Origin of the sequence: Pseudoalteromonas sp. SG41-1, assembly GCF_014164575.1 — a bacterium.
GTDB classification, from domain to species: domain Bacteria; phylum Pseudomonadota; class Gammaproteobacteria; order Enterobacterales; family Alteromonadaceae; genus Pseudoalteromonas; species Pseudoalteromonas rhizosphaerae.
Genome location: NZ_JACJFL010000121.1, coordinates 1 through 490, shown reverse-complemented (window position 1 = coordinate 490; position 490 = coordinate 1). Strand labels below are relative to the sequence as shown.

The window sequence follows — 490 nt, the reverse complement described above, 5'->3', positions numbered from 1 at the left end:
CATCTTCTACAGCATTGATCCGGCCATCAACCTCAATCGGGGTGGCAATCGTCAAGGCATTCGGTGCTGCGTTATCTAAAATCACTGAGGTGCTGGTTGCACTGGAGGTGTTACCCGCCGCATCACTTTGTGTGGCGCTGACGGTGAGTGTGCCGTTATTAAAGCTGCTGACATCAAACTCACTACCACTGATAGTCCATGCCCCAGAGCCATCGGCCGTCACAGTCCGTGATAAGTTATTCGCGCCATCGCTGATAGTCACACTGACACTGGCATTGGCTTCTGCGCCAGAGCCGGTGATCAATACACTGCCATCTTCTACAGCATTGATCCGGCCATCAACCTCAATCGGGGTCGTTATGGTCAAGGCATTCGGTGCTGCGTTATCTAAAATCACTGAGGTGCTGGCTGCAGTTGAGGTGTTACCCGCCGCATCACTTTGTGTGGCGCTGACGGTGAGCGTGCCATCATTAAAGCTGCTGACATCAAA

General features: G+C 52.7%; 1 protein-coding gene. It reads right to left on the bottom strand.

The window, feature by feature from the left end:
- Nucleotides 1-490 (bottom strand): Ig-like domain-containing protein (locus H5203_RS23230; protein ID WP_220495347.1); only part of this gene is annotated, 490 nt, incomplete at both ends.